General features: G+C 58.1%; 26 protein-coding genes. 12 read left to right on the top strand and 14 right to left on the bottom strand.

Annotated features, from left to right (window positions below; translation table 11 throughout):
* From CUN63_RS01455 to CUN63_RS01445, 3 genes are all read right to left on the bottom strand, one after another.
* On the bottom strand, positions 1 to 369 hold a 369-nt coding region (locus tag CUN63_RS01455; RefSeq protein WP_129445047.1), incomplete at its 3' end, for an AAA family ATPase.
* Positions 370 to 476: 107 nt separating this feature from the next.
* Positions 477 to 1,106 carry a LysE family translocator gene (locus tag CUN63_RS01450; RefSeq protein ID WP_129436873.1) on the bottom strand — a complete coding sequence of 210 codons (630 nt, stop codon included), beginning with the start codon at positions 1,104 to 1,106 and terminating at the stop codon, positions 477 to 479.
* A gap of 113 nt (positions 1,107 to 1,219) precedes the next feature.
* The gene (locus CUN63_RS01445) at positions 1,220 to 1,462 is read right to left on the bottom strand and encodes a hypothetical protein (protein ID WP_129436872.1); all 243 of its coding nucleotides are present in this window, start codon (positions 1,460 to 1,462) and stop codon (positions 1,220 to 1,222) included.
* Between the two features lie 207 nt (positions 1,463 to 1,669).
* Here CUN63_RS01445 and CUN63_RS01440 point away from each other — a divergent pair, with 207 nt between their 5' ends.
* Positions 1,670 to 2,011, top strand: coding sequence for a hypothetical protein (locus tag CUN63_RS01440; RefSeq protein ID WP_129436871.1), 342 nt, complete (start codon positions 1,670 to 1,672; stop codon positions 2,009 to 2,011).
* A gap of 131 nt (positions 2,012 to 2,142) precedes the next feature.
* On the opposite strand, the gene CUN63_RS01435 is transcribed toward CUN63_RS01440, so the two are convergent.
* Positions 2,143 to 2,643: a GNAT family N-acetyltransferase gene (locus CUN63_RS01435; protein WP_129436870.1), complete on the bottom strand. Its 501-nt coding sequence runs from the start codon at positions 2,641 to 2,643 to the stop codon at positions 2,143 to 2,145.
* Between the two features lie 221 nt (positions 2,644 to 2,864).
* Between CUN63_RS01435 and CUN63_RS01430 the strand changes: the two genes are divergently transcribed.
* A complete protein-coding gene (locus CUN63_RS01430) occupies positions 2,865 to 5,762 on the top strand; it encodes an EAL domain-containing protein (protein WP_129436869.1) in 2,898 nt (965 codons plus the stop codon).
* Positions 5,763 to 5,969: 207 nt separating this feature from the next.
* Here the strand turns inward: CUN63_RS01430 and CUN63_RS01425 are convergent, their stop codons facing one another.
* Both CUN63_RS01425 and CUN63_RS01420 read right to left on the bottom strand, forming a co-directional pair.
* Complete coding sequence (locus CUN63_RS01425) at positions 5,970 to 6,392, bottom strand: MAPEG family protein (RefSeq protein WP_129436868.1); 423 nt, start codon at positions 6,390 to 6,392, stop codon at positions 5,970 to 5,972.
* An 80-nt stretch (positions 6,393 to 6,472) separates the two neighbouring features.
* Positions 6,473 to 7,426: a diiron oxygenase gene (locus CUN63_RS01420; RefSeq protein WP_129436867.1), complete on the bottom strand. Its 954-nt coding sequence runs from the start codon at positions 7,424 to 7,426 to the stop codon at positions 6,473 to 6,475.
* 199 nt (positions 7,427 to 7,625) lie between these two features.
* On the opposite strand from CUN63_RS01420, the gene CUN63_RS01415 reads away from it, so the two are divergent.
* The 5 genes from CUN63_RS01415 to CUN63_RS01390 all read left to right on the top strand — a co-directional run bounded on the left by CUN63_RS01415 (position 7,626) and on the right by CUN63_RS01390 (position 13,251).
* Positions 7,626 to 8,582: an AraC family transcriptional regulator gene (locus CUN63_RS01415; RefSeq protein ID WP_129436866.1), complete on the top strand. Its 957-nt coding sequence runs from the start codon at positions 7,626 to 7,628 to the stop codon at positions 8,580 to 8,582.
* Positions 8,583 to 8,738: 156 nt separating this feature from the next.
* Positions 8,739 to 9,485: a M48 family metallopeptidase gene (locus tag CUN63_RS01405; RefSeq protein ID WP_129436865.1), complete on the top strand. Its 747-nt coding sequence runs from the start codon at positions 8,739 to 8,741 to the stop codon at positions 9,483 to 9,485.
* A 293-nt stretch (positions 9,486 to 9,778) separates the two neighbouring features.
* The gene (gene yiaY, locus CUN63_RS01400; RefSeq protein ID WP_129436864.1) at positions 9,779 to 10,927 is read left to right on the top strand and encodes an L-threonine dehydrogenase; all 1,149 of its coding nucleotides are present in this window, start codon (positions 9,779 to 9,781) and stop codon (positions 10,925 to 10,927) included.
* A gap of 149 nt (positions 10,928 to 11,076) precedes the next feature.
* Positions 11,077 to 11,679, top strand: a complete 603-nt coding sequence (locus CUN63_RS01395; protein ID WP_256657651.1) for a LysR substrate-binding domain-containing protein — start codon at positions 11,077 to 11,079, stop codon at positions 11,677 to 11,679.
* Between the two features lie 135 nt (positions 11,680 to 11,814).
* Positions 11,815 to 13,251: an IS1182 family transposase gene (locus tag CUN63_RS01390; RefSeq protein WP_129436862.1), complete on the top strand. Its 1,437-nt coding sequence runs from the start codon at positions 11,815 to 11,817 to the stop codon at positions 13,249 to 13,251.
* A 421-nt stretch (positions 13,252 to 13,672) separates the two neighbouring features.
* Here CUN63_RS01390 and CUN63_RS01385 read toward each other — a convergent pair whose 3' ends face one another.
* Both CUN63_RS01385 and CUN63_RS01380 read right to left on the bottom strand, forming a co-directional pair.
* Positions 13,673 to 14,560: a S9 family peptidase gene (locus tag CUN63_RS01385; protein ID WP_129436861.1), complete on the bottom strand. Its 888-nt coding sequence runs from the start codon at positions 14,558 to 14,560 to the stop codon at positions 13,673 to 13,675.
* 31 nt (positions 14,561 to 14,591) lie between these two features.
* The gene (locus CUN63_RS01380; RefSeq protein WP_129436860.1) at positions 14,592 to 15,482 is read right to left on the bottom strand and encodes an MBL fold metallo-hydrolase; all 891 of its coding nucleotides are present in this window, start codon (positions 15,480 to 15,482) and stop codon (positions 14,592 to 14,594) included.
* A 507-nt stretch (positions 15,483 to 15,989) separates the two neighbouring features.
* Here CUN63_RS01380 and CUN63_RS01375 point away from each other — a divergent pair.
* Positions 15,990 to 16,568, top strand: a complete 579-nt coding sequence (locus tag CUN63_RS01375; RefSeq protein ID WP_129436859.1) for a DUF4157 domain-containing protein — start codon at positions 15,990 to 15,992, stop codon at positions 16,566 to 16,568.
* Here the strand turns inward: CUN63_RS01375 and CUN63_RS01370 are convergent.
* From CUN63_RS01370 to CUN63_RS01350, 5 genes are all read right to left on the bottom strand, one after another.
* A complete protein-coding gene (locus CUN63_RS01370; RefSeq protein ID WP_129436858.1) occupies positions 16,537 to 17,247 on the bottom strand; it encodes a bifunctional 2-polyprenyl-6-hydroxyphenol methylase/3-demethylubiquinol 3-O-methyltransferase UbiG in 711 nt (236 codons plus the stop codon). The genes CUN63_RS01375 and CUN63_RS01370 overlap by 32 nt on opposite strands.
* Before the next feature lie 85 nt (positions 17,248 to 17,332).
* Positions 17,333 to 18,025 carry an arsenical resistance protein ArsH gene (arsH, locus tag CUN63_RS01365; protein WP_129436857.1) on the bottom strand — a complete coding sequence of 231 codons (693 nt, stop codon included), beginning with the start codon at positions 18,023 to 18,025 and terminating at the stop codon, positions 17,333 to 17,335.
* A gap of 11 nt (positions 18,026 to 18,036) precedes the next feature.
* Positions 18,037 to 18,507, bottom strand: a complete 471-nt coding sequence (locus CUN63_RS01360) for an arsenate reductase ArsC (protein ID WP_129436856.1) — start codon at positions 18,505 to 18,507, stop codon at positions 18,037 to 18,039.
* Between the two features lie 29 nt (positions 18,508 to 18,536).
* On the bottom strand, positions 18,537 to 19,817 hold the full coding sequence (locus CUN63_RS01355) for an arsenic transporter (protein ID WP_129436855.1): 1,281 nt from the start codon (positions 19,815 to 19,817) through the stop codon (positions 18,537 to 18,539).
* A 23-nt stretch (positions 19,818 to 19,840) separates the two neighbouring features.
* Positions 19,841 to 20,188, bottom strand: a complete 348-nt coding sequence (locus CUN63_RS01350; protein WP_129436854.1) for a metalloregulator ArsR/SmtB family transcription factor — start codon at positions 20,186 to 20,188, stop codon at positions 19,841 to 19,843.
* 297 nt (positions 20,189 to 20,485) lie between these two features.
* Here CUN63_RS01350 and CUN63_RS01345 point away from each other — a divergent pair, with 297 nt between their 5' ends.
* On the top strand, positions 20,486 to 21,058 hold the full coding sequence (locus tag CUN63_RS01345) for a DUF2214 family protein (protein ID WP_129436853.1): 573 nt from the start codon (positions 20,486 to 20,488) through the stop codon (positions 21,056 to 21,058).
* A 304-nt stretch (positions 21,059 to 21,362) separates the two neighbouring features.
* On the opposite strand, the gene CUN63_RS01340 is transcribed toward CUN63_RS01345, so the two are convergent.
* Positions 21,363 to 21,662, bottom strand: a complete 300-nt coding sequence (locus CUN63_RS01340) for a hypothetical protein (RefSeq protein WP_129436852.1) — start codon at positions 21,660 to 21,662, stop codon at positions 21,363 to 21,365.
* A 310-nt stretch (positions 21,663 to 21,972) separates the two neighbouring features.
* On the opposite strand from CUN63_RS01340, the gene CUN63_RS01335 reads away from it, so the two are divergent.
* From CUN63_RS01335 to CUN63_RS01320, 3 genes are all read left to right on the top strand, one after another.
* The gene (locus tag CUN63_RS01335; RefSeq protein WP_129445046.1) at positions 21,973 to 22,995 is read left to right on the top strand and encodes a helix-turn-helix transcriptional regulator; all 1,023 of its coding nucleotides are present in this window, start codon (positions 21,973 to 21,975) and stop codon (positions 22,993 to 22,995) included.
* A 315-nt stretch (positions 22,996 to 23,310) separates the two neighbouring features.
* On the top strand, positions 23,311 to 25,179 hold the full coding sequence (locus tag CUN63_RS01325) for an amidohydrolase (protein ID WP_129436851.1): 1,869 nt from the start codon (positions 23,311 to 23,313) through the stop codon (positions 25,177 to 25,179).
* An 18-nt stretch (positions 25,180 to 25,197) separates the two neighbouring features.
* On the top strand, positions 25,198 to 26,940 hold the full coding sequence (locus CUN63_RS01320) for an amidohydrolase (RefSeq protein ID WP_129436850.1): 1,743 nt from the start codon (positions 25,198 to 25,200) through the stop codon (positions 26,938 to 26,940).
* The last annotated feature ends 50 nt before the right edge of the window (positions 26,941 to 26,990 follow it).

Here is a 26,990-nt window from a genome sequence, read left to right as displayed (position 1 = left end):
CAGGAACGCCCGGTCGAGTTTCTCTGTACAGCCTGCTGCAAGGTCAGGGCGAGGGCGGTTCATGACGCTGCGCATGATCACCCGGGTGAAACAGGTGAGCCGCGAAGTATCGAGCCAGATGATCAGGTCGGTACGGGGCAGGCGAAGGTCGAAGGTTCGCCGCGCATAATTGCCTTCACAAATCCAGGCATCCGGTGCGATCGCTTCGCGGACCCGCGTGCGGAACTGTTCAGCGTCGGGTTCGACCCAGCCGGGCTCCCAGAACAGCGCGTCCAGGTGAACCACGGGCAGGCTCAGGCGCTTGCCGAGGGCGCGGGCGAGGGTAGATTTGCCGCTACCGGCATTGCCCAGAATGACAATCCGTTGCATGGGGACTTCCTGTCGCGAAAAAAGCCGGCAATTGTGCAGGTTTTGGAGGGGCAGTGAAAGGTGACCTCCACGAGCGACAGCTATTGAGCGATATCGATGCGGCTGCTTTAGCCTGTCCGGTTCAGCACCAACAAACGCGCCGCCAGCGTCGTCATGACGACAGCGAAGCAATAAGCACCCAAGCGCCTGGAGATTATGCCTGCGCACAGGCGCCCATGCAGCTGCCCGGCACAGACGCTGAGCAGGGAATGAAAGATCAAGGCGATCAGCGCAAGCAACACACCCAATACCGTCAGTTGCAGGGTGACACTGCTGGCTCCCAATGTGACGAATTGCGGCAGGAATACCATGAAGAACAACAGTGCCTTGGGATTCAGCAGGCTGTTGAGGGTCGCCCGGATAAAGATTTTGCGCAGCGATGCCAATGCAGGTTGAGCGTCAGCATCCGCCGGCGGAGTACTCAATGCCTTCCACGCCAGCCACATCAGATAACAAGCCCCGGCCCACCGCAGCAAATCAAATGCCGGCGTCCAACTCATCACCAACGCACCGAGCCCCGCGCTAACCATGGCGGTCATCAGCACGTCGGCCAGGGTGATTCCCAATGCTGCGGCGAAACCGGCACGCCAGCCATGGGCAACGGCATGGCTGGTGACGATGGCCATGTTCGGGCCAGGCACGATCAGCAACAGCAGGGCGGCGACAGTGAACAGGTAAAGGTTGGTGGCGTCCGGCATAGCGCAGATTTCCCTGGATGAGAGACAAGGCTATCCGTAGTCGTTGGGTTGAAGCAGATACAGTGGGGATGGATTTGATAGCTACAGTCAGGTGTGTGGAGGGGAAGAGTCGGTCAGGACGAAAGCCACGTATTCACTACCCGCCGATCCAGTTCTTCCCAATCCGCCATGCCCAGCACCCGCGTGGTATTCAACCCACGCAAATAACCGCGCAACTGATTGGCGGTGGCCCGCGCAAGCTCTGGGTCGGGCGCGTGTTCGCCCAACAATACGGTTTCGTACTGGACCAGGTACTCGGCCACCCGGTCACGAAAATCGGGCAGAACGGCGTTGCGGATCAAGTCAAAAGTTCTCAAGGAGCGATCCTCATCCATCTTTTTCGGTGGTGATTGAGTGTGTATCCGTCTGCGCGGCGCACAACTATTGCTAGAGGTAATAGTGACCATCATGAAACGCAAGTTCTACTTTGATGGCAATAGCCGGAAAGTCCCCTCCAACGACACGCCACTCACGAAAATTCGGGTGATGTGATGAACGAACCTTTTATTTTCAGGATGAGACCGATGCGTCTTTTATTTGTGCCTGCCCTGGCGTTTGGCGCTTTGTTGCTCGCCGGTTGTGCCTCCGCGCCGAACGACCCGACCCTGACCTTGCTGACCAGTAAGACCCCGGCCCAATACGCTGAGTGCGTCGTACCGAAATTGCAGGGCAGCGCGTTGAACCCGACCGTCTCGCAGACCCAGCGCAGCTACCGGATCGTGGTACCGAGCAAAGTCTCGGCGGATAACGTGCTGGAAGCCTACAAGGTCGGGAACGGCGGCAAGGTGTTCATCTACGAGCGGCACTTGCTGGCCTCGAACTTGTTGCCTTCAAGTTTTGAGCGCGCCGCACAGGAATGCATCTGACCCCGGCCCGTAAACGCTTTCTACAGAGCTCCTTTGGTTGGCCGCAACCGACCAGTTTTTTGCCCCGCACCGCATTCGGTAGCGGGGCTTTTTTTGTCTGCGTGACTCGTATCGACCCATCTTTCAATCATCTAAATTGAAAGGCCAAGCCGATACTCCTGGTCAGTCCCTGCTTGCCGGGATACATGTTCGATCAGGAAGCCACAGCGCTTGAGGACTTTTGCCGAGCCGATATTTTCAGCGTGCACGTTGGCAACCAGCTGTTTAAGGTTCCAACGCAACTGCGCCTGCTGAATCAGATGCTTCACCGCCAGCGTTGCCAGTCCTTGCCCGCAAGCACTTTGAGCAATCCGATAGCCCACTTCTGCCGACCGCGCGGACGTGTCGATGTCTTTCAGGTTCGCTCTGCCCACTATTTGTCCGCCAGCGTCTTCGATGACAAATGGGTGCCAGATGCCGGCGGCATGATCAGCTAAATAGGCAGCAATGTGCTCGGTGACACCCTGCACCGAGTAAAAAGCAGCACCACGCGCGTCAATGTGGCGCTCGAACCACTCGCGATTGTCCACTTCAAAAGTCAGCAACGCCTCGGCATCAGTGCTTTGCATGGTACGAATTGTGACGGGTTCCATAAGGACGCTCCTTTTCCTGGTGGAACTACTTGGATAATTGTGCGCAGGCACGACTTGTCAGTCGTTAGCTGAGTTGGCGCTCTTACAGGATGACCTGATGAGGAAGCAACTCACAATTCGAAAAAACCGATTGAATAAAAACTCTATAAACGTGAAGCTCACTGGCGCATTGCGAGCAACCAGTAAGTCAGTATTGCCAGTTTCTGGCTCAGGGAGCGCTGATGAGTTTTCGTCCATTGACCGACTTCCTGCGGCAATCGAGCGATTGCGACGTTGTCGCATCTTGGCTTGAAGAGAATTCGGACACTGTCTGCATGGCTTACGCTGGCAACGAGAACACGATCGATCAACTGCTGGACTCAGCGCGCAACTGGGCGCACACCACCGCGTGGGTGGTTTACCGTTCTGGTGAACAAATGCATTTGGTCGGGCAGGGCGACCCACTGGCGCAGTGGCCGTCAAGTGTTGCGAATGAAGAGTTCGACACCTTTTGCCTGACCCGGCACTTGCACAGCTGGCCGACCGGTAAAGGTGAAAGTGTGCTGGGTTGGCTACTCGCGCCAGTTGACGCTGCCGCGGAACCGGCGCTCGCCGAGTTTGCGCAGCGCCTGGGCATTCAGGTGCAGACGAATACCCTTGCCCGTGCGCAGATTACTCAACGTGTGCTGTATGAAATTACCTACCTGGCCAGCTCGACCCGCGACCGGTCAGTGTTTCTGGTGGGGGTTCACCAGCTGCTGGCTAGCCTGATCGACGCCGAGAACTTCTATCTCGCGTTGTATGATCCGCACAGCGGCAAGATTGACTACCCGTATTACGTCGACATCATTGATGTTGATGCCGTGGAGTCCTCGCACTACGAATACCTTGACCTTTCGCACCTGTCGTTGACTGGCCAGGTATTGACCACTGGCCAGCCGTTGCTGATCGACGCCGCCGGCATTCTCGCGGCTCAGGCCGAGGAGCGTTTTTACTGCGTGGGTGATCGTCCCGAGTTCTGGATGGGCGCACCGTTGAAAAGTGCCTCGGATGACGTGTTTGGCATGCTCGCGATGCAGGTCTACGACGTTTCTCGTACCTACAGCGCCGAGGACCGCGCGCTGTTTCTGGTGGTAGCCCGCCACGTGGCCATGGCGCTGGACCGGATTCTGCACCGAGAGGATCTGGAGGCGACAGTGATGCGTCGCACCCTGGAGCTGTCGGCACTCAACGACGCGTTGAGGCAGGAAGTGGCAGAGCGAGAGCGCGCCGAACATCTGCAGAGCGCGCTATTCCAGATCGCTGAGCTGTCCAGCCAGCCTGGCGACATGGCTGAGTTGTTTCAAACCTTGCATGGCATCGTCGGTGATCTGCTGTTCGCTCGGAATTTCTACATTGCGCTGTTCGACGACGCGACCCGTGAAGTGACCTTTCCGTATTACGTTGATGAGCGGCAGACGACCTGCCCGGTGGCACGGCGTGGGAGCCGGGGCTTGACCGAGTACGTGATCCGTCAGCGCCGACCTTGCCTGATTGACGCCGACGAAGCTGACCGATTGACTGCGCACGGTGAAATCGAAGTTGCCGATGTGTATTTCCGATCCTATTCCTGGCTGGGCATCCCCTTGTTCGATGGCGATGTGGTGCGTGGCGTGCTTGCGGTGCAGAGCTATACCTCGCAGGTGCGCTATACCCTGCGTGACCAGGAGCTGCTGACGTTCGTGTCGCGGCACATCGACACCGCGTTGTCGCGACGCACGGCCGCCGAAGCGATCCATGCCGCCAATCTCAAGCTGGAAGCCCGGGTGCAGAACCGCACCCGCGAGCTCGATCACGCCAATGCCAAGTTGCAACACGAAAACTCCCACGATGCGCTGACCGGGCTACCGAATCGTACCTACCTGCAACAGCGCCTCAATCTGGCCTGGTCGCAGTTCGGCAGCGAAGGCGGACCCCTGGCGGTGATGTTCATCGATCTCGACCGTTTCAAACTGGTCAACGACAGCCTCGGCCACCATTTTGGCGACCTGCTGTTGATGCAGGCCGCCCACCGTTTGCGCGGTTGTCTGCGCGATACCGACATGCTGGCGCGCCTGGGGGGCGATGAGTTTTCCGTGCTCGCTCCCGAGGCGCCGCTGGACGTGGTGATCGACATCGCTGAACGGATTCTGGTGGCGTTTGACCTGCCGTTTTTAATCAATGGCTATGAGGTTTTTTCGTCCTGCAGCATCGGGATCGTCAGCGCCGACAGTCAGTTCCATCAGGAGCCAGCCGACTTGCTGCGCGACGCCGACGCGGCGATGTACCGGGTCAAGAGCGCCGGGCGCGACAGCTACGCGGTGTTCAATCAGGAAGTACGTCGTGAAGTCTCGGACCAGGTTGAGCGGGAAGGGGCCTTGCGCAACGCGCTCAAGCGTACCGACGAATTGCTGCCATACTTCCAACCGATTGTCAGCGTCGAAAGCGGAGAACTGTTGGCCCTTGAAGCGCTGATCCGCTGGCATCAGCCGGGCGGCCGGGTGATCGCGCCGGGCGAGTTTTTGCCGGATGTCGAGGGGCTGCGTCTGATCGGTCGACTGGACCTGTACATGCTCAACAGCATTGCACTGATCCTCGCACAGCCCGAGCACGCTAACTGGCCTGCGGTGCACGTCAATTGCTCCAGCTACAGCATGACGCGTCCCGACTTCGCCAGTGATGTGCTTGCGCTGTTGGCGCGGCATGGGGTTTCGCCGTCGCGGATCTGCCTGGAGTTGACCGAAGGTGCGCTGGTGGCGGAGCCGGCGATTGCCCGACTGACTATGCAGCAATTGGCCGACAACGGCATGTCGGTGGTGCTCGATGACTTCGGTGCAGGGTTTTCATCCCTGAGCTATGTGCATCAATACCGTTTCAGCGGCTTGAAGATCGACAAGTCGTTCATCCTCGAACTGACCACCAGCGCTCGCAGTCGCGCGATCGTCCGGGCGATTGTGCGTATGGCCGAATCGCTGGACCTGAGTGTGGTGGCCGAAGGTGTCGAGGATGAAGCGACGCTGGTCTTGCTGCGCGAAATGGGCGCAGGGCAGGCTCAGGGTTATTATTTTGCCAAGCCGATGGGGTTGGAGGCGTTGTTGGCGAGTTCGCTGATGGGGCGTTAGGGTTTGTTGAGGTATTCAGGCAATGCCGGTTCGCCGAGTGACCGCGCCCTCCGTAGGACGGAAGGTCTTGGAAGACTCGTCTCTATTTCTCCAAAGCTCTTTGTATCAAGTCTTAAATGGAGTGGTGTATGGCCGAACAAGCCCTTATCGCGGTTTCCTAACCTTCACGAGCGAGTACTGCTTGTACCTCATCGGTTCCGTTTGTATTCATGCGCCGTAACAAGTGGCTATAACAATGAGTGCGAGAAAACAGACCAACTGCACGCAAAAGAAGGTAAATCGAACCGCCACGAAGATATCGGTTTGCACATGGGATACGTGAACCAGAGACTGGAACACGCGAGCGATCAGTACGATTATGGACAAGCAGCTCACTGCAGGGCCGTCGACACCAAGGGCTGAAATCACGAACACGATGACGCCAAAGACAGGCAGATTTTCCACACAGTTCGCGTGTGCTCTTGTCCCGCGCCGATACCAATCCTCGCCTTCGAGCTGATCGCTTCGGAAAGAAGCAATCGGAACATTCGAGAACAAGATTCCGACCCAGCGATACACCCCGACGGTTGCCATCAACAACAGTAAAGTCCAGGTCGTAAATCCAAGCAGCATCCACATCGGAATCGTCATGGCTGCCATCCTCAATCAATCATTTTCAGCATGTCATCCCACCATTGTGCGACCGACGCGCGGTCGGTCGCCCCTGTAGATCAGTTGCTCATGATGGGTGCCAGTGCGCTCTGAACCTTGGACATCTGTGCTGGCGTCGTCATGCGCGTAAGCAGCCGGCCAAAGTGTGGATGCTGCACGCCCGAGATAATGTATTGCCAACGGTAGGCGCTCAGCACGGAGGCTTTGATTTGCGCTGTCTCATCGACACTGAACAATCGTGAAGCATTTCGAATGAAGTAGTCGGCATCGGATGCCGACTGTGCCTGCAGGATTGCGTCGACGGCCGTCACCAGCGCAATCAGATCGTTCACTGCCTGGTCGTGCTCGGCTGGCGAGAGTTTCGCGTGCTCCGCCTTCCACTCCAGTTCATCGAGTACGACGTGCCGGCTTTCATCCTTCCAGTGAAATTTGAAGACATCCTTGAAGAGTGGGCACAACTCCTCGTGCGGGGCGATGCTTTGCACGTAGTGCGTCTGAACAAACAGCTCGATATGGCAGGTCAGCGCCAGTACCGACCAAGTGCTGGCCGCAAGTACCGCGCGCGCCACATCGTTTGGATCAGCAACTTGACAATATCCCGCTGGCAATTGAGTACCCATCATTACCTCAATGCGCCGGAACAACTCCTGATGCTTGATCTCGTCGTTGGAAAAGCGCACCAGCGCTTCGAGTGCGAGCTGATCGTCAAATACATGGGCCCGACCTTGATCGAGCATTTTGGCACTGATGAAACGCTCGACCAGGCCAATAATATACGCATAGGTTCGGCCCTGAATCTGGCTGAGCAGGCGCGCCTCCTCGGCAGCGAGAAAGGTCAGGCGATCGATCCGCGATAGTCCGTCGGGCAAGAATTTGCGCGAGAAGTCGAAGCTGCGCTCCTGTAGCAAATCGCGATCGATCTGCCATTCCGCTTTCTTCGATGATCTGACAAGTTGAGCATAACGGGCGGCGTTGCCCGAATCCGGGCTGGGTAGGGTAACTGCGGTGTTCATATTGATCTCCGGCTTCCGTGGTCGAGTTGGAATGGGTCAATTACGGTTAACGCGGGAGTCAACGACCATTGATGAAGCATCTGGGGATCGTCTCGATCACTGAGTCCACGTTGGTGCTAATCTAGGCCTCGCAGTTCAGGCGGTGAATGACCAGCGCGCCTGATTACATGCTCCGGACTCCGGAAAGGAGGGCTGGCAATTGTTGGATGCGCTATCTGATGTGTTACGTGTGATTCGGCTGTCTGGAGGGGTCTTCCTCGAGGCGGAATTCACCGCGCCCTGGTGCATCAACGGAAGAATCTCTGCGGACGATTGCAAACCGTTCCTGGCGGCACCTCGACATGTCATTGCGTCGCATTTTGTCGCCGCTGGGCACATGCAATTGCGAATCGACGATGGCGCCCCCCTCGACGTGCGGGCAGGCGAACTCATTCTGCTTCCCCGCAATGACGTTCATACTTTTGGCAGTGATCTAAGCATTGAGCCCATGTCGGGGCGCGAAGTTATTCAGCCGCCGGAAGTCGGCGGCATTTCACGAATCAAGTACGGCGGGGGCGGCGAGGCCACACAGTTATTGTGCGGATTCCTCGGCTCTGAAACACCGTTCAGTCCGTTGCTTTCGTCGCTGCCATCCTTGTTGAAGTTAGATGTCCGCGCGACGGCTTCGGGAGCCTGGATTGAAAGCTCATTCCGTTTCGCTGTCAGTGAGATCGCGGCGGGGCGCGTCGGCTCGACTACGGTCATCGCCAAATTATCCGAATTGCTGTTCGTCGAAGCCGTCAGCCAGTATGTCGCGAACCTCCCCACTGAACGGCGCGGGTGGCTGGCGGGTTTGCGAGATCCGCATATCGGGCGCGCACTGGCGCTGCTCCATGCTCGTCCAACCGAGGGCTGGACGGCTGAAGCCCTGGCGCTTGAAGTGGGCATGTCACGCTCGGTATTCGCGGAGCGATTCACGACATTGGTCGGACAGCCACCGATGCAATACCTGACGCTCTGGCGTATGCACGTGGCGGCTCAGCACCTGCGCGAAGGTCGCGGTAATGTGGCGCAAATCGGCTTTGCTGTTGGCTACGAATCCGAAGCCGCGTTCAGTCGCGCATTCAAACGCCAGTTCGGCACATCACCCGGCACCTGGCGCAGACAATCAGCATGAGAAGGCTGCGGATTCCAGGCCATCCGCAGTGGCCGTTGCAGCGGGAACTTCAGGGCACTGGTCAGGTCAACAGGGGCCCTGTATCGGAGATGCCGAGCAGCGCTGGGGCCTGTTTTACGGCAGTGCCGTCCTAGATCAGCCGAGTCCGCCCCCCTGATGCCAACCAAGAGTTTTCTGCCGGGTCTCATCCTGGTGTTCTGCGCCGTCGTGTCGCTTTGCTCGGTTGCTGCCGAGCGAAGAGCGCCCTCGCAAAGTAACAGCGCATCAACCACGCTAATCGAAACCGCCTCGCGGCAGTATGAAAATGGCCAGTGGGACCAAGCCGCTGCCACGCTGGAGCGTGCCCTGCATATCCAGCCGAACAATCCCGCGACGCTGCATTACCTTGGTGTGTTGCGTCTTCAGCAGGGGCAGTACCAGCAGGCTGAAACGTTGGCGGCGCGCTCGAACATGCGGGTTGGTAGCAACGTCGAGTTACGCAACCGCAACTTCCAATTGATCCAGGCGGCGCAGCAGGCCAAGGCTTCGAGTACCTCACCCAACGCCAAAGTGGACCTGGTCGCAGTACAGAAGGGGCTCGAAGAGGAGGCCCAAAAGCGCCGCGAAGCAGAAATGGCCGCTGCTGAACAACCCAACGCTGGCAACTTCGCTAGCGCACAGGCAGAGAGGGTATCGGATACGCCGACGGCTGGCAGGCCACAGCCCGAAGGAGAATTGCCAGTGGCTTCCGTCGAGCCAGAGCCCGCGTACGATGAGGTTGAGATTCCCCGCGGCCATTGGCCGCCTCCGGGTAAATGCCGAATCTGGTTTCCTGATCGCCCGCCCGGGCATCAGCCAAAACCCGGCAAATGCAAGAAGCTGCGATATCGGGTTCCGTCAGGAGCCTATCTGGTGCACGGTTGAGTTTCTGAGTGTCCTGCGCATGACCTCCCAGTACTAAAGGAGGTGCCAATGAAAGCTAAAGGACCATTCCAGTCTGGCGTCATAGGTTTAGGCTCAATCCCATGATCAAAAGATACCGGCTGCGATGGCCCATCCACCTCTGCATCTTAAAACACTGTTCGCCTGAACACTTGATGCAGCACGTCTCCCGCTGAACTTCGTCAATGATGACACTCAGACCCGCCTCACAGCCTGCGATATGAGTAGAAGACCTCACCTGATTTCCGGGTTTCCAGAATAAAAGAGGATTTATCATGAGCAGCACCTTCTTCATTCCATCCGTGAACATGATGGGCATTGGCAGTCTCGACGAAGCGATGCTCGCAATCCGCAAATATGGTTTCCGTAAAGCCTTGATCGTCACTGATGCAGGCTTGGCCAAAGCCGGCGTGGCCGTCAAGGTAGCCAGCCTTCTGGCCCAGCAGGACATCAACTCCACTCTGTTTGATGGCGCCAAACCGAATCCGACGGTCAGCAATGTCGAGAAAGGCCTCGAGCTGCTTGGCCGTAGCGACTGTGATTTCATTATTTCCTTGGGCGGCGGTTCACCCCATGACTGCGCCAAGGGCATTGCCCTGTGCGCCGCCAACGGCGGGCACATCAGTGATTACGAAGGCGTGGATCAATCCGCCAAGCCACAGATGCCGTTGATCGCGATCAATACCACCGCCGGAACGGCGAGTGAAATGACCCGTTTCTGCATCATTACCGACGAAGTCCGGCACGTGAAAATGGCCATCGTCGACCGTAACGTCACCCCACTGTTGTCGGTCAACGATCCTTCGCTGATGGCAGGCATGCCCAAAGGCCTGACCGCCGCCACCGGCATGGACGCGCTGACCCACGCTATCGAAGCCTACGTGTCGACTGCGGCAACGCCGATCACCGATGCCTGTGCACTCAAGGCCGTGGAATTGATCTCGGCCAACCTGCGCACTGCCGTTGCCCAGGGTGACGACATGACCGCCCGGGAAAATATGGCCTACGCGCAATTTCTTGCCGGCATGGCCTTCAACAATGCTTCGCTGGGCTATGTCCACGCCATGGCGCACCAACTGGGTGGGTTCTACGACCTGCCCCACGGCGTCTGTAATGCGATCCTGCTGCCCCATGTCGCCAGCTTCAACGCCAGCGTATGCCCGGCCCGGTTTAAAGACATCGCCAACGCAATGGGTGTCGACACCCAGCATCTGGATGCGGAAAAAGGCGCCGCCGCGGCCATCACCGCCATTCGTAAACTGTCTTCGGATGTCGGTATCCCGAGCGGCCTCGCCGAACTGGGCGCCAAGGCCGACGATATCCCGATCCTGGCAACCAATGCCATGAAGGATGCCTGCGGCTTTACCAATCCGCGTCCTGCCAATCAGGACGAGATCGAGCAGATTTTCCATACCGCGATGTAACCGATGTGAAGTGACGCCAGCCAGATCAAAAGCCCCGCCTTCGGTTGAAGTGCGGGGCTTTTTTTGGTTCTTCAGGGGTTACTCGACTTTGAACCCCGGTAAGCCCTGAGTAGCTCCACGACCGGCTGCTTGCTAGCTTTACCGCGCCGGTGGCCAGTGGTCGAGTCAGGCTGGGCATTTCCGAGGAGTACGCCGGCGCGGTACTGGGTTGTACGCTGCCGCACGTGACGGCGGATTTTCCTTACATAGAACTGGAGGTAGAAACCGGTGCCAGTGGCCGCTTGAACACCCGCCTTCAGCGTGGGCAGCTGGATATGGCACTGTTAGTGGCGCCGGTTGATGTTGCTGCGCCGCAGATGCGCTGCATAAAGACCTTCGGCATCACCCAACCCGTCTGGGTTACCGCCCACGACTACATACAGGACCTCACCAAACCGGTCCCCCTTGCATTGCACGGCAAGGGTTGCCCGTATCGAAGCGTGGCTGTTGACGCGCTGACCCAGCAAGGTCGTCGCAGGCGGGCGGTCATCATGAGCGCCGGGGTCACCGCATTGGAAACCGCCATTGAGGCCGGATTGGCCATTGGCATCGTCGACCGTGCCCAAGTGCGTCAAGGCATGCGCGTGCTGACTGTGGCTGACGGGTTTCCTGAGCTACCCGTGAATGAATTACGACTGATGTTGGCCCCGGGGGAGTTGAGTGAGGCAGTGGAGGTGTTGGTGGGATTGATCGGCCATGGCTTTGAGCGTTAACGCGTCGGAATCAGTAGCGAGCGACCGCTTTTGGCCGATAGCTGCCTGTCCCGAAGGACCGCAATCGACCCAGGCTGTGTGAAAACTCCCGCAATTGTCTAATCTTCTGATCGTCGAGATCGTAGCGGGGCGATCATGAAGCGATTTATTGAAGGTGAGGCTCGGACGCAAGTCACCTTGCTGCCGGAGTGTCTGGACGATTACGTAGCCGAAGAAAATCCAGTGCGCGTGGTCGATGTTTTCGTCGATGAACTCGACCTGGGCGCACTTGGTTTTGAGGGAGTCGATCCTGCCACTACGGGTCGTCCGGCCTATCACCCAGCGGTGTTGCTGAAGATCTATATCTACGGCTATCTCAATCGGATTCAGTCCAGCCGCCGGCTTGAGCGAGAGGCCGAGCGCAACGTCGAGTTGATGTGGCTAACGGGGCGTTTGGCTCCGGACTTCAAAACCATTGCCGACTTTCGCAAAGACAACGGCAAAGCCATTCGCAGCGTATGCCGCCAGTTCATAGTGCTTTGTCGCAACCTCAATCTCTTCTCCCAGTCGATCATCGCCATCGACGGCAGCAAATTCAAAGCCGTCAATAATCGCGACCGCAACTTCACTCAGGGCAAAGTGAAAGCTCGCATGCAGCAGATCGAGCAGAGCATTGATCGATATCTGGCGGCGATGGATTCGGCGGATCGGGCAACGCCCGAAGTGGCCGAGGCCAAAGCAGAGCGGCTTAAAGAAAAGATAGAAACACTGAAAAAGCAGATGCAGAAACTCAAGGAAATCGAGGCGCAGCTCCACGAAAGTCCAGACCAGCAGATCTCCCTCACCGATCCAGATGCACGCTCAATGGCCACGAGCGGCCGAGGCACCGGAACGGTTGGCTACAACGTACAAACCGCTGTCGACGACAAACACCATTTGATCATTGCCCATGAGGTGACCAACGTTGGCAATGATCGCGGGCAACTGAGCAATATGGCGAACCAGGCCCGTGAAGAAATCGGAGCTGAATCGCTAACGGTGGTGGCCGACCGAGGCTATTACAAAGGTCTGGAAATCCTTGCTTGCGAGCAAGCTGGCATCACTACCTTCGTACCGAAACCCCTTACATCTGGCAGCAAAGCGGAAGGCAGATTTGGCAAGCAGGACTTCATCTATCTTGCGGCGTCGGACGAGTATCGATGCCCTGCGGGGCAGTTACTAACCAGGCGACATTCGTCGACGGAAGACGGCATGTTATTGCATTGTTATTACTTCTCAGGCTGCCAGTCCTGCTCAATGCAAAAGCAATGTACGACGGGTAAGGAGCGCCGTGTGAAGCGCTGGGAACATGAGTCGGTAGTCGACGCGATGCAGGTTCGGCTAGAACATGATCCCGCGATGATGAGGGTTCGTCGACAGACCGTTGAGCATCCTTTTGGAACGCTCAAGTACTGGATGGGAAGTACCCACTTCCTGACCAAAACCCTGCCGAGGGTGAGCACTGAGATGAGCCTTCATGTGCTCGCCTACAACCTCAAACGAATGATGAGCATCTTCGGCATCGCAGGACTGCTTGAGGCAATCAGGGCGTGAACCCAGCCGCTTGGCTCGCCAGTTAGAAGCCGTTTGGGCCGCTGACGCGGCCCAAACGGAATTACGAACGTCTATGTCACTGACTAAGCTAATTCGCGCTTTCGCCCGCTGATTCCATAGGCAACCCTCGCGACTCTCAGTTTTCGAGGTGTTTAGCGCGTTTTCACACAGCCTGGACCCAAAGCAGTCAGTCATGAAGGGCAGAAAACGGCCGTTTTTGTTAATTCGACTGAGACATGGAACGGTTCTTTTCTGGTCAACGTCTGAGTCCAGGTGCCGTTGCGTGGTCTTCGTGTTGACGCTCACGCATTCGCCAAACACGGTCACGTCATGCGGCTTTAGCGACTAAGCCCCTTGCCAGTCGTTAGTCAACGGCAGGGGACTCGTTTCAAGCAACTTGAAAGAGTCGGGGATACCGGGATCAGTGAATGTGTTTCTTGACGAAGGTAGCTGTCGTCGAGATCAGTTCGTCGATCTGCTTCTCGTCTTTTTTCATGTTGAAGAAGTGATCCATGGGCCGGACAAGCAACTCATGTTTTCCAGGGTGATAGCTGATAAAGCTTTTCCCGAGGGTTGGCTGCGGAGAAACGATGTCGTCGTTAGTGCCGACCGCGACGAGCAGTGGACCCTTGTAACGGGTGATCTCGGCGGCGGCATCGAGGGTCATCAAGCTGACGAAGAACGCGGATTTAAGCTTGACCTCGCCACCAGCAGGTAATGCCAGTGCGACGGGGGTGTCACCGCTGTGCAACGCTTCCTTGATCTTCTCGGCGCCCCACAGCAGCGGGAACGCGGCTCCCATATTGGTTGCGGGGTTCCAGAGTGCGACCGCGTCGAGTTTATGCGGGGTCCGTCCTGCTACAGCAGCACCAATTGCTCCGCCCATGCTCCATCCAACAAGCGCCATGCGGTTGGCGTCGACGCGCCCGGACTTGGCCAGAAAGTCGAGCGCAGCCAGCCCATCCTCAACATCCGTATCGAGTGTGCCGTCGGTCTTTGCACCATCACTGTCGCCATCAAAACGGTAATCGATACGGAGGCTGGCAATGCCTTGTTCGGCCCAAAGACGTGCGGCCCGGGCAAAGATACCTTCATTGACGGCCGGAATGATCCCCTCATCCCTACTGCCCCCGAAACTGTGAAGTAACAGAATTACCGGGGGCTTCTTAACGCCGTCGGGCAGGTTCAGGGTGCCGACGACGTTCATTCCCTCAACTGAGAAGGTGACTTTTTCTTCAGCCGCAGACGCGAAATATGGGACTGTAGCCAGGCTTGCGAGAAGTACTATACGGGTCAATAAAGTAGGCATGGGGGCGATCCTCAGCTAGACGGATAAAGGTTTAATTCTTGGGCTGGGGGGCGTCGCCCGAAGATGCAGTCGGCGTTCCGAGTAGTCCGATAGCGCTGTACCAGAGCGGTCCTTGATTGATGCGGTCGGGGTGGAGTTCGATCATCTTGTCGAAGAACTCGCGTGGGGTCGGCTTCTCCGCGAGTAGTTCTATGGCATCCAACAGGTATTGGCGGGTCTGCTCCAGAATGACTGGATCATCGGCACGATTTTTCTGTTTGTGCCCAGCAATAACGATGCGCGGTTTCAAAGCTTCTACTTGGTCGATCGCCTTGACCCAAGCTTGGAGCCCCCCGTTGCCGCCTTCGAGGAGATATTGGTGTACACCGTTGTAGGCAACGTCGCCGGCCACCACCAGTCCCATGGACGGTACATACAGCACCGTGGTGTCGTCAGTATCTGTATGACCGACGTCTATGGCCTGGATGGTATTGCCCTCAAGCGTGAAGCCTTCAGCAGGTATCGGTTGAGCAATAACATCGGTCTTTCCAATGAGCCCGGGAAAGTCCTTGTCATATACCTTTTCGCGTCCGACAGTGGCCTGCTGGTGCATGAGCCGGATCGTGCCTTCGGTGGCATATACAGTGGCCCCAGGGAACCGCTCGAGGATCTGTTCAGTGCCGAACCAGTGATCGCCATGTCCGTGGGTCACGTAGATGTATTTCAAGTGCTTACCGGATTGCGCAACCCAGTCGCTGACCTTTTGCGTTTGCTCACGGCTCATTGGCGGATCGATCAGCACAGCGTCGGTTTTCCCGAAGATCAGGGTTGAGGTGATCGGCGATGAAACGATGCGATCACCATTGGGTAGGCGTTTATCGCTCGCCCTAGTTACCCCGTCAGTAACGAGTACTTCATAGGACAATGCCGAAGGGTGGGACATATCGTTCTCTCCTGTACTTTTCGCTGCTGTGGACTCGGCAGCGCCTGATAAGCAGGAGGCCGTGACCAAGATTGTGGTGAGCAGTGCTCGAATGGAGATGCTGGGCATAACTGACCTCTATCTAGTGAAGTGGGACGGAGGTTGGACATCTACTTGCGTTGCCGATGTCAGATGCAGCATTGATCGAGCCATTAGCCAGGAGTGTAGATTAGTGCTGGGCGCATGAGTCGGTACTCGATGCGATGCAGCTTCGACCGCTTATGTCCGGTTACTGCCTGTCGCGAAGGACTGCAATTGGCTGTGGATTCAACCGGTCGCGACGGGCTGCTACCAGCCAAGAGCTGCCACGGACGCATGTCTACTAAAGTGAGGATTCGCAGGAAACAGTGGTCTGTCGCTTCCTGCGATTATCTTGGGGGCGCTTGGTTCGGGACTACGCTAAAGCCATGCGGATCGTCGATCAATGGTGGCCCACTGTTCGCGCTGCGTCCGTCCCTGGAGCGCCCAATGTCGCCCATCACCACGCGCCTGGTGGCGCTGTTTGTTCTTTGCCTGACTCTTGACGTGTCAGCCCAGAACAACGCCTGCCCACCTGGCGAGAAACAAGTGTGCCTGGACGGCTGCATCTGCCTGCCAGACCTGGTGCCTGATGGCATCTACCAGATCGCGGCACCTGCCCTGGCGCTGTGGCTGACCCAAGCCCGCGCTGAAGCAGCCAGCGCCGGCATCCAACCCATTCCACCGCACATCCGGGAACAACTGCTGCGCTGGTACGACCCCAGCGTCCTCGACGCCGCGCGCTACAAAGTGAGCGACAACGGCCAATTCAGCGCCGCCACTGCCATGCTGCAAAATCCCGATGTCGGTGCCGTGACGCTGATCGACATCATCCTCTTCCGGGACGCTCAAACCGCACAACAGGACGTCGCGCTCTGGGCTCACGAATTAAAGCATGTGCAGCAATATCAGGAGTGGGGGGTAGAAGGATTTGCCCGGCGGTATACACAGGATTTCAATGCTGTGGAGGCGCCGGCTTATGCCATACAGGCTGAGGTCAGGCGGTTGGTGCGGGAAGGGAATTACTGAAGAGTACCGAACCCCGCTGCTCGGCCACCAACAGCAATGACTGCGGCACAGGACTTTGCGGGTGCTGCGGCTCCTGCAGGGCGGCCAGCTGAAAACCGGCCATGTCCAGCGCATTGAGCCAACTGGACAAGGAGCGGAAATACCACGGCATGGGTTGCCATTGCCCCTTGAACCCAGTGAAGGTCTCTTCCCGCCAGCCATCCTGATAGTCGCCCGCCGCCACGGTCCACGGATGCAGCGTCTGGATCACCAGCGCGCCGCCCGGGGCGAGCAGGGCGTTCATGGCCGTGAGCAGAGGGATGATGTCCTGGTGCAGCAGCGCGAAGTTGGCGCAGATCAGGTCGTAGTCGCGGCCGATGTCCACCTTCGCTTCCACCAACGCTTCATAGCTCGCCAGATGCACCTGCGCAGAGCCCGCCGCCCGCGCCGCCTCGACCAGCGTTGCATCGCCATCCACACCGGCCGCCTCGATGCCCCGTTCAGCCAGCGCGCGCAACAGCCAGCCCTCGCCGCAGCCCAGGTCGAGCACGCGCTCTGGCTGGCGGCTCAGCACCGCCAGCAGGATTGCCTGGTCGGTGACCTTGAGGCGGCTTTCGATGGCGCCGGTGCGGATGGCTTCGATCCAGGATTGGGCGTTGTGGTGCCAGCTGTCGAGGAGGGTGGATTCGGGGGCGGGCATATCGGTGACCGGAGTTGTTGGTTGGATAGAAGGATAGGACAAGTGCGGGTGGATCGCAGACGCTTTACTGGCTTCATCCCAGCTTTCAAGTCGACCGTTGATTCACCCGCTGAGTCAGTTCTTCCGCTGACTCCTTGCGTTCGGAGTAGCGGTCAACCAGATCCGGCCGCTCGCGCAGCAGCAGCGTGAACTTCACCAGTTCTTCCATGACGTCTACCACCCGGTCATACAGCGAGGACGGTTTCATGCGGTTCCCTTCGTCAAACTCCAGAAAAGCCTTCGGCACGGAAGATTGATTAGGGATCGTGAACATCCGCATCCAGCGTCCCAGCACGCGAAGCTGATTGACCACGTTAAAGGATTGGGAACCGCCGCTGACCTGCATGACGGCGAGCGTTTTCCCTTGGGTCGGGCGAACGGCGCCCAGGGCCAGCGGCACCCAGTCAATCTGGGCCTTGAATACGGCAGACATGGAGCCATGGCGCTCGGGTGAACACCAGACCTGCCCTTCAGACCATTGCATCAGCTCAAGCAATTCCTGAACTTTCGGGTGATCGTTGGGTGCGTCATCCGGTAGCGGTAGTCCCGATGGATTGAAGATCCGCGTCTCTGCACCGAAGTGTTCGAGCAGACGGGCCGCTTCTTCGACCAGCAACCGACTGAATGAACGTGCGCGGGTCGAGCCGTACAGCAACAGGATTCGCGGCTTGTGTCGGCCGTTGTCACTGGCAATGGACGAAATCAATGACGCGTCGAGATTAGGCAGTGAGTGGGTCATGGGGGCTCCCGTTACAGTGTGCTGATGCGGTCGAGTTCGCGCTTCAGTGCGTCGCGATCAAGTTGGGCGAAGGGCAGGGCGAGGAACGCCCGGCAGCGCGTTTCGATGCGCGCAAGCGTCGAGTGAAATGCAGCGGCGACGACTGTCTCATCACCCTTCACCTCTGATGGATCTTCCAGTCCCCAGTGGGCCTTAAGGGCCGGTCCGAAGTAGACCGGACACGCTTCACCGGCGGCCTTGTCGCAGACGGTGATAACAATGTCCGGCGGGTTGGCCTCGAAGGCGTCGTTTCCTTTGCTGGTTAACCCGTCGATCGCAATCCCGGCCTCTTGCAACGTGGTCAGGCTGCGCGGCAGAACCTGTCCTTTGGGGAAACTGCCGGCGCTGATCGCCTGGAAGCCTTGCGGTGCGAGATGATTGAACATCGCTTCGGACAGAATGCTGCGACAGCTATTGGCGGTACACATGAACAGAACGCGCATGACGACTCCTCTTTCCAGACGGGCAGGTGCTAAACGCCCAGGCGCAAGGCCAGGGCAGATAAGGTGATGAACAGAATCGGCAGCGTCAGAACGACACCCACCTTGAAGTAATAACCCCAGGTGATGCGGATGCCCTTGCGCTCCAGAACGTGCAGCCAGAGCAGTGTTGCCAGGCTACCGATGGGGGTGATTTTCGGGCCCAGATCAGAGCCGATGACATTGGCGTAGATCATGGCTTCACGCACCACACCGGTGGCGTCACTGGCCTGAATCGACAGCGCACCCACCAACACCGTAGGCATGTTGTTCATGCCGGATGACAGCAACGCCGTGAGAAAACCAGTCCCCAACGCGGCGCCCCAGATGCCGAATTCGGCAAAGTAGTTCAGGGCTACCGTCAGATAGGTTGTCAGGCCGTTTTTCAGCCCATAAACCACCAGGTACATGCCCAGCGAAAAGGTCACGACCTGCCATGGCGCTTCACGCAATACACGTCGGGTTGAAATCACATGCCCACGCGCCGCAACGGCGAACAGCATCGCGGCGCAGACAGCCGCAATGACACTGATCGGAATGCCCAGAGGCTCCAGCGCAAACAACCCAATCAGCAACAAACCCAGAACAATCCAGCCGACGCGAAACGTCAGCGGGTCTCGCACGGCACGTCGTGGATCTTGTAGGTCATCCAGTGAATAACGTTCGGGTATATCACGACGGAAAAACCAATACAGCACCCCCAGAGTGGCGCCTACGGCAACGAAATTGACCGGGACCATGACCGAAGCGTACTCGCTGAAACCCAGGCCGAAGTAGTCGGCTGAAACGATATTGACGAGATTCGACACCACCAGGGGCAGGCTGGCCGTGTCGGCAATAAAGCCCGCCGCCATGACAAACGCCAGGGTAGACGCGGGCGAAAAGCGTAATGCGAGCAGTATTGAAATTACGATGGGGGTCAATATCAGCGCCGCACCGTCATTGGCAAACAGGGCGGAAACGGCTGCACCCAATAGCACTGTGAAAGCGAACAGACGACGACCATCGCCCTTGGCCCAGCGTGCCACATGCAGTGCGGCCCACTGAAAGAAGCCTGCTTCATCAAGCAACAAACTAATGATGATGACCGCGATAAACGTAGCGGTGGCGTTCCAGACAATGCCCCACACCAGTGGAATATCGTCCAGCGTCACGACGCCTGCAATCAGTGCGAGAGCAGCCCCCAAGGAGGCGCTCCAGCCGACACCCAGTCCCTTGGGCTGCCAGATGACCAACACAATGGTGACGAGAAAAATGGCGAACGCAGTAATCATGAGCAGTCTCGACGGGTGATGGGTCAGCAGCAGGCGGCAGTGTTGATAGGGCGGTCGCCCATCGCTTTGAGTCGAGTGCTGTTTTCCTTAAGCCAGTCGGCGTTGGCTTCCAGGGTTGTCTCAAGAATGGTGCGAACCCACTTTGGCAGTTCGGGGTTGAGCCGGTAATACACCCACTGACCCTGGCGGCGGTCTAGCAGCAGGCCACATGCCCGGAGCTGCGCGAGGTGGCGGGAGATTTTGGGCTGACTGTCGTTCAGGGCGCAGACCAGTTCGCAAACGCATAACTCTCCCTCACGGGTGATCAGCAAGGTGGCCCGCGTGCGAGTTTCGTCGGACAGGCATTTGAATACGGCGGCAGGGTTCAGCATGGAGGCGTCTTCAGTACATGTGGTTATCCGAATATACGTTTATCCATATGTATCGAGCAAGCCAAAATCAGATCGACGTCAGTAAGACGATCTGTCGGAAGTGACTTTGCAAAGGGGCTTGAATCAGTGAATGGCTGCTTCTGGGCCTTTTGCTGTCTGTCGCGACAGTTGTATCGCGGTCGGTGCCAGCCTAGGAATGAATGCTCATCTTGAAAATGCAATTGCAAATTTGTATCATTCGTTTTCAATTCAGCGAAGCAGGGAACGCAGCGCCAAAACAATAATAAGGTCAAGGCAATGCTCAAAATGCTTCTCGTATACGGTCATCTGCTTGCTACGTGTATTGCCTTGGGGAGGGTGTTGCAGGCGGATCACAAGCTTTGGAGTTGGCGCAAGGAAATACTGGACCAGGCGAGGCTTGAGTACCTTGATGAAACTCAGAGGATCGTCAGCCTCGCACTACTGGCCCTTTGGGTAAGCGGACTGTTGCTGGTGCTTCAGGGTTATCTCAATGAAGGCGACGCGTATCTGCTCAATCAGAAACTCTGGGCCAAGGTAACTGTCGTCGCGCTGCTTAGCCTCAACGGTGCATTACTGCATCGAGTCGGCTTCCCGTTGCTGCAAAAGGCTCCATTCGTCGCACTGCGCAGTGCAGGCCGCACGCGGCTCGCCTTGTTGGGTGCGCTTTCCATGAGCGGTTGGCTATTCGCCGCTTTCCTGGGGGTGGCTCGAGCCTGGAATCACGTGTTGCCTTATCTACATGTGATGGGCGCATTCGCCGCATTCTCGTTACTGGCTTGTTGCGTGGCACTTGCAGTTGCCGGTAGGGCGGGCAGTGTCGGTGCACAAAAATCCTCGATACCGGGGTAGCTATCAATAATGTGCAGTTGGCTCTGAGGGATCGTACGGAAACCGCAGTTGCTCGTTATTGCTGCAGATTTATGGCCGTGCCGGTTGGCTGGCCGCTCCAATGGGCGGCCGCGAATTCACTGGACATTGCATTCGATACGGAGATGACTGCGCAACTCCAAGCGGAGGTGCATCATGCTGCTCAAGAAATGTTTGTGGGCTCTGGCAATTGGCGTGTTAATCAGATGCCTTCGGTCATGACGCGACTGGCGTTCGGTCAAGTGATTGACCGCGAACCGAACGGCCCGCTTTCACTGCCCCTCTATTAATTTTTGCACTCTGCCAACACCACTTTGCAGGTATCAGGCGTGCCACCGGATCGGCCGGCATAGCGTATGCAATTGTCCAGGGATTTTTTGCGAGCCATGTTCAAGGTGGAGCCCCAAGCCAGGCCGCCCTCGCCGGCAGTGGGTAGCGCTTTTGCATAGCAGCTGCCGCCTATGTTTGAGGCCGAATAGCGAGCAGTGGCAGCTTTGCCTGCACATCCCGCTGTCAGCGCCAGGTTAATGGCGAGCAGGGAGAGCAGGACCCATGACGAGCAGTGGCGCGCAGTTTTTCCGGTCATCCCATCTCCCCTGTATCAAGAGGCTAGAGGCATGTTTGTGGTCGTGTTCTATTCAGATTAGACGGTGTTGTGCCTGCCCCTGGGTCGGTTTAGCGGAATTAGCGCATTTGGGTCATTCTTGCTGACAGCCGGAGTAAACCGTACGACAGCGAGCGGCGATCCGTTTGCGCACAGCGTGGCCTTCCGGCAGCTAATGCCGAACGCTGCCAGTCACCAGAATTCTCCCGCAGCAACAGCGCTCGCTGGACGCCATAACCGCGCCTATGGCATCGTCGAAAAAATACGCCGTGTAGTAAACAGGATAAAAACCATGGAGGAGGGTGATGAGGTCGGCGCCAACACGGCGATGGCCACGCTAAAGGCGTTTAATCGTTGCGTGTTGCACCTGGGTCGCCTTGCCCGAGATCGCGGCGCCTCCCAATTTATCGCCGACGGCCTGCAGGCCTTCCGCCAACTGGTGCCCTTCGCTTCGGCATGGTGGGGCGAGATGTCTGCGTCAGGCGTCAATGCGCCTCCCAAAAGCTGGATGCACGGGCGAATCAATCTGCCCGAATCGTTTGCCACCGAATGGCACAAGAGTGCGGGTGACGACAAATTCTCCCATGACACCTTGAGTCGACCCGGTGAGGTGGTGCGCGACAGCGGGTTCACCGACCCTAATGAAGAAGTGGACGCGTTCGCTCGGCGCCACGACCTCTACCACGTGATGTGCATCACCTTCGAGTTACCCGAAAGCGGCTTGATGTTCTTCGTCTGTCTCTACCGTGGCGGTGATGCTTGTGCGTTCAATGACAGTGAGGACGGATTGTTTTCGGCGTTCTGCGACCATCTGTTGCAGTTGTGGCGCTTTCAGGTGCAGGACATGATTCGCTGCGACACGGGCAACGGGGCGAGTGACTTCGGGGTCGCCCGGATGGACGGCAGTCTGCTGTATGTGGGCGCAAGTCTGTGCGCCGCCATTCAGCGCGAGTTGCCCGGGTGGAGCGGTTCAATGCTTCCCTTTGATGTCATCGCACAACTGCAAAAGGCGCCCTGCGTGATTCGCCTGGGTCGCACTGCAATGACGCTTAGCCCCAACGCCGAGCACGTCATCCTGTCACTCGAAACACAGTCGCGCGGGGCGGTGCTGGCGCCACGAGAGCGTACTGCTGCGATGCTGTTCGCCGCCGGCCATTCCTATAAGGAAATTGCCAAAATCCTTTCTCTGAGTCCGGCCACAGTGCGCACCTATCTGCGCAACTGCTACTTGCAGCTCGGCGTGAAGAGCAAAGTGGAGCTGGGTTCTGTCCTGCGCTCATCGACCTCGCTTGCGGAAACTGCACGTCGTAATTAAGCAGCGCCATAACGCATACCTTGTAGCAGCTGCCGAAGGCTGCGTGCGGCTGCGCAGCAGTCGTGAAGTCAGACTATGCGGTGCACCAGACTCACCGCGCACTCAAGGTTTACGACTGCTGCGCAGCCGCACGCAGCCTTCGGCAGCAGCTACAAAGTATGCGTTGCTGCTCAACTGACCGGTATTTGCCTTACCCCTCCTCATTTGTGGAGGTCCATCCGACCGTCGTGCTCTATAGGGTATGCCCTGCATATCAGGGGCTTGCGACCGTCCGTTCGGGCCACTTCCAAAACTATAAAAATAGAGGTGAGGCAGTTGAAATTTTCCAGGCTATTTATCGCCGTTGCCGCGACAACGGCATTTTCCTGTATGGCGCTGGTAGGGTGTCAGACACACGCTTCGACAGGCGCCGACATGGTCATGCGCAACGGCTATGTCTACACCGTCGATGGCAAAAATTCCGTGCAGCAGGCGATCGCCGTCACGGGCGGGAAGATTGTTTACGTCGGCAGTGATGCAGAGGTTTCCTCTTACATCGGCATTCAGACACAGCTGATCGATCTGGCCGGCCGCATGGTTATGCCGGGCTTCATTGATGCACACATGCATCCGGGAGACGGCGGTCGCGCCATGACCTTGTGCGACCTGAAATACCAGACGATGACCCGCAAGGTTTTCCAGGAAACCATTCAGGCGTGCCTGGATGCCGACAAGGACAAAGGCCCCGATGTCTGGCTCGAAGTGGGCAGCTGGGACCGCATTGGCATGACCGGACTCGACGGTGACCCCGACAAATCGACACTGGATGCGCTCAAGACCAACCGTCCAATTCAAGTCCGTTCCACCGACTTCCATACGGTGCTGACCAACTCTCGCGGCCTGGCGGTCGCCGGCATCAACAAGCACACGGCCAATCCCGGTGATGGCAAGTACGTGCGCGACAGCGCCGGCAACCCGAACGGCATCTGCGAAGACGGAGCCGCCGAGGCCATGGCCGCCGTGGTGCCACCCGCCACCGACGCAGAGAAACTCAATCAGACCCGCGCGGCGCTCGACGCCATGCGCCAGCAAGGCATCACCAGTTTCTTCGATGCCTTGTCGGGGCCGGAAAACGGCAAAGCGTTTACCACCCTGCAACAGTCCGGTGAGCTGACGGCCCGGGCCTTGTTGGCGATCAAACTGGACCCTGCCGCCGCCGCTGCCGACCCGGACAAAACCATCGCCGAGGCCAAGGTAATGGCCACTACCTACGACCAGGGCGAAGCGAAACCGGCGCCGGGCGTGAGCATGCGTCACGTCAAATTGTTCATGGACGGTATCATCAACGCGCCGGCGGACACGGGTGCAATGTTGACGCCGTACCTGCGCAATGCCGGCACCGATAAGGCGCCGAAGTGGACACCCGGCAAGAACACCGGCGAGCTTTACTTCCCGCCACAAGTGCTCAACCCGCTGCTGCTGAAGGCCGTTCAGGCCGGCCTCGATCCGCACCTTCACGCCACCGGAGACCGCGCGGTGCGTGACTCACTGAACGGTATCGAATACGTGCGCCAGCAACTGCCTGGCAATGGCTTCCGCCCAGCCATTACTCACAACGAGTCGGTGGACCCTGCCGACTATGCGCGCTTCAAGGCGCTCGACGTGACCGCCAACATGTCCTTCCAGTGGGCCCAGCAGGCACCGTCTACGGTTGACGGTACCAACGAACATCTGGGGCCTGCGCGTTTTGCCCGCATGGAGCCCTCCGGCAGCATCGCTCGTGCTGGCGGCCGTGTGGCGTATGGCAGTGACTGGCCGGTTGACCCGCTCGACGAGTTCCTGGCGCTGAAGATCGGTGTCACCCGCTCAGGTGATCCACTGAACCCGCACAGCTACGGCCCCAAGTATGCAGGGAGGCTGAATGCCGACCCGGCGCTGTCGCGCACTGAAGTGCTGCGCACCATCACCATGAACGCTGCCGAGCAGCTGAAACTGGACGCTGTCGTCGGTTCGGTCGAGGTCGGCAAGTTCGCCGACTTGATCGTACTGGACAAGAACTTCATGCAGGTCCCCGAGGAGGAGTTGGCTCGAAATAACGTGCTGCTGACGGTAGTGGGCGGCCAGGTCGTGTGGGCCAAGGCGCCGTTCGTTGGCCTTGATCCGAAGGCGTTGTCCCAGGCATCAGCCTCCCGTCCTGCCCAATAAAAACAAGAGAGTGTTCCGATGCAGCGATTTATTCCAAACCTGTTGGCCGCAGCCCTGGCCTTTTCTTCGGTGCAAGCCATGGCCGCCGCTGACCTTGTGTTGTTCAACGGCAAGGTCTTCACCGCCGAACCCGGTCAGGGATTGGTCCAGGCAGTGGCCGTGCAAGACGGCAAGATTCTCAAAGTGGGCAGTAATGCCGAAATCAACGCCCTGACCGACACCCGCACGCAACGGATCGATCTGGCGGGCAAGGTGCTGATGCCGGGAATGATTGATACCCACAGTCACCCGGTGGTTGCGGCCTTCGACAGCATGGGGGCCAACCTGCTGGATGAAGTCAAGCCGTTGGCGGAGCTTGAACAGTGGATTATCGAACAGGATCAGGCGGGTATTGCGCGGGCCGGTGGCGTGATCAGCATCGCCGGGGTCAGTTCGGCCTATTGGGGCAAGAGCCGTGAGTTGGGGGAGCGCTTCAATCAGGGACGCTGGGTGGATCAACCGGTGGTCCTCAGCGGGATCGACGGGCACACCGGCTGGGCCAACAACGCCATGCTCAAGCGTCTGAAAATCGACGCGACACTGGTAAAAGGCCTGTCGGAACAGGATCGTAGCTATGTGGGGCACGACGCGGCTTTCACCCCCAATGGTTATTTTGCCGAGTCTCGCTGGGACCTGGTACGCAGCCAGATCCCCGCGCCCAGCGACGAGGTTATGTTGAAAGCCGCCCGCGAGGCAGTAAGGGTCAACAATCAATACGGCGTCACCGCCTGGATGGACGCCGCGGCGAATGCCGGCAGTGGCGATTCGCTGTTCGACTTCAAGGCAACCGAGCAGAGTTACGGCGTGCTGCCGCTTTACCGCGAACTGGCAGAGAAGGGCGAACTCAATGCCCACGTCGCCGCGCTGCTGTTGACCAACCCAAAAAGCCGACCGGCCGACCTGGAAGTGTTGGCCAAGGTCATGAAGAAATTTGAGGGCGTACCCAACCTGAGTTTTCCTGGCATCAAGGTATTCGCTGACGGCGTTCTCGAGTTTCCGGGGCAGACGGCAGCGGTCATCGTTCCCTTCAAGAACAGCCATAAAAGCGGTCAACTGCTGATCGATCCCGCGCACTTCGGTGAGTTGGTCGTGGCAGCGGAGAAGCGCGACTGGATCGTGCACATGCACGCGGTTGGCGACCGTGCTGTGCGTGAATCACTCAATGGTTTTGCCTACGCGCGCAAACTCAACCCGACACCCGTGGCTCATAGCATCAGCCACCTGCAACTGGTCAACCCGAAAGAGTTTGCGCGCTTCAAGCAACTTGGCGTGATCGCCTCCATGCAATTGCTGTGGGCCACCGGCGAGAGTTACACCGTCGAGCTCGTCAAACCCTATATCAGCGCGTTTGCTTACGGTTATCAGTATCCCGCCAGGTCCCTGCATAACGCCGGTGCGGTCATTGCCGGTGGCAGTGACTGGCCGGTATCCAGCCCCAATCCATGGAATGCCATCGCTCAGGCCAGCACGCGCAAAGGGCCGCTGGGCGTGTTGAATGCCAAGGAAAGCATCGATCGCCAGACCATGTTCTACGCCTACACGCTCAATGCCGCCAAGGCCCTGCGCCTTGAACAGCAGATTGGTTCGCTGACACCCGGCAAACAGGCCGATCTGATCATCCTCGACCGCGATGTCTTCAAGGTCAGCGATGACGAACTGTTCGACACCAAGGTCCTGAAGACCTTCTTCGCCGGCAAAGAGGTGTACGCGCCCGCGTCCTGACCCTCCGTTCACCCGCACCACGCAAAAGACGCCCGGCTCCTCGTCCGACG

The sequence above is a fragment of the Pseudomonas sp. ACM7 genome (assembly GCF_004136015.1).
GTDB classification, from domain to species: domain Bacteria; phylum Pseudomonadota; class Gammaproteobacteria; order Pseudomonadales; family Pseudomonadaceae; genus Aquipseudomonas; species Aquipseudomonas frigoris.
This window is presented reverse-complemented; position numbering and strand designations above follow the sequence as displayed.

Coding starts and splice junctions, on each gene's coding strand:
- CUN63_RS01345 (WP_129436853.1), top strand. CDS start 20,486: ATGCTCAAAATGCTTCTCGTATACGGTCATCTGCTTGCTACGTGTATT.
- CUN63_RS01340 (WP_129436852.1), bottom strand. CDS start 21,662: ATGACCGGAAAAACTGCGCGCCACTGCTCGTCATGGGTCCTGCTCTCC.
- CUN63_RS01430 (WP_129436869.1), top strand. CDS start 2,865: ATGAGTTTTCGTCCATTGACCGACTTCCTGCGGCAATCGAGCGATTGC.
- CUN63_RS01360 (WP_129436856.1), bottom strand. CDS start 18,507: ATGCGCGTTCTGTTCATGTGTACCGCCAATAGCTGTCGCAGCATTCTG.
- CUN63_RS01375 (WP_129436859.1), top strand. CDS start 15,990: ATGTCGCCCATCACCACGCGCCTGGTGGCGCTGTTTGTTCTTTGCCTG.
- CUN63_RS01320 (WP_129436850.1), top strand. CDS start 25,198: ATGCAGCGATTTATTCCAAACCTGTTGGCCGCAGCCCTGGCCTTTTCT.
- CUN63_RS01390 (WP_129436862.1), top strand. CDS start 11,815: ATGAAGCGATTTATTGAAGGTGAGGCTCGGACGCAAGTCACCTTGCTG.
- CUN63_RS01380 (WP_129436860.1), bottom strand. CDS start 15,482: ATGTCCCACCCTTCGGCATTGTCCTATGAAGTACTCGTTACTGACGGG.
- CUN63_RS01335 (WP_129445046.1), top strand. CDS start 21,973: ATGGAGGAGGGTGATGAGGTCGGCGCCAACACGGCGATGGCCACGCTA.
- CUN63_RS01385 (WP_129436861.1), bottom strand. CDS start 14,560: ATGCCTACTTTATTGACCCGTATAGTACTTCTCGCAAGCCTGGCTACA.
- yiaY (WP_129436864.1), top strand. CDS start 9,779: ATGAGCAGCACCTTCTTCATTCCATCCGTGAACATGATGGGCATTGGC.
- CUN63_RS01355 (WP_129436855.1), bottom strand. CDS start 19,817: ATGATTACTGCGTTCGCCATTTTTCTCGTCACCATTGTGTTGGTCATC.
- CUN63_RS01450 (WP_129436873.1), bottom strand. CDS start 1,106: ATGCCGGACGCCACCAACCTTTACCTGTTCACTGTCGCCGCCCTGCTG.
- CUN63_RS01350 (WP_129436854.1), bottom strand. CDS start 20,188: ATGCTGAACCCTGCCGCCGTATTCAAATGCCTGTCCGACGAAACTCGC.
- CUN63_RS01435 (WP_129436870.1), bottom strand. CDS start 2,643: ATGGAACCCGTCACAATTCGTACCATGCAAAGCACTGATGCCGAGGCG.
- CUN63_RS01440 (WP_129436871.1), top strand. CDS start 1,670: ATGCGTCTTTTATTTGTGCCTGCCCTGGCGTTTGGCGCTTTGTTGCTC.
- arsH (WP_129436857.1), bottom strand. CDS start 18,025: ATGACCCACTCACTGCCTAATCTCGACGCGTCATTGATTTCGTCCATT.
- CUN63_RS01420 (WP_129436867.1), bottom strand. CDS start 7,426: ATGAACACCGCAGTTACCCTACCCAGCCCGGATTCGGGCAACGCCGCC.
- CUN63_RS01405 (WP_129436865.1), top strand. CDS start 8,739: ATGCCAACCAAGAGTTTTCTGCCGGGTCTCATCCTGGTGTTCTGCGCC.
- CUN63_RS01370 (WP_129436858.1), bottom strand. CDS start 17,247: ATGCCCGCCCCCGAATCCACCCTCCTCGACAGCTGGCACCACAACGCC.
- CUN63_RS01425 (WP_129436868.1), bottom strand. CDS start 6,392: ATGACGATTCCGATGTGGATGCTGCTTGGATTTACGACCTGGACTTTA.